A 699-nucleotide genomic window follows, 5' to 3' on the forward strand; every position below is an offset into this window, starting at 1 on the left:
TCACAAGACTTGATATTGCCATTGACGATAAGAACGAAAAGCCATTCTTTACCATTGAGCAGATAAAGAAGAAATGCGAAAAAGAGGAATTTATCTCAAACAGTGAGGGCTACCACTTTGATGAAAGCAAGTTTGACGATTTCGACACCGCAAAGACTGTTTATATCGGTGCTGGAAAATCTGGATTATCCTACCGCTTTTATGATAAGGATAAAGAAGTCTGTTCAAAACATAATAAGACGCTTGAGGAAGTCGGCAGTTGGAAACGGACAGAAATGCAACTGCGTGATGATAAGGCTCATGCTTTTGCCATGACATTCAAGGACAGACCGCTGGAACTTGGGGAACTGGCTTTCGGGCTACTGGCAAACAACCTACGCTTTGTCGTGCCAAACAGAAACGAAAGTAATAAAAGCAGGTGGAAAACGTGTCGATTTTGGGAACGCTTTTTAGGGGCTGTGGAAGTCTTGAAACTGCAAGTACCAAAACAGCAAAATTCCCTTGAGGAAACACAGCAATGGCTCACAGAGGGTGGCGTGATTTCCGCTGTCAAAAGTTTTTACTTCTTGGAAGAACATGACGCATTAGGTGGACTGGAAAAAGTGGGAACTATGCTTGATAAGGCAAGATACAGCAATTCCCTTTCCAGTAAATTAACCGCCCATTTACAGAGGATAAACCGCACCGACCTTATCCCCT

At 43.1% G+C, this 699-nt stretch carries 1 protein-coding gene; it reads left to right on the forward strand.

The features are described from left to right. The coding region (locus tag DXB52_RS15965) for a replication initiation factor domain-containing protein (RefSeq protein WP_207661775.1) at positions 1-699 on the forward strand (699 nt) is incomplete at both ends.

This window comes from Ruminococcus sp. OM04-4AA, assembly GCF_003462585.1.
GTDB lineage: Bacteria > Bacillota > Clostridia > Lachnospirales > Lachnospiraceae > Mediterraneibacter > Mediterraneibacter faecis.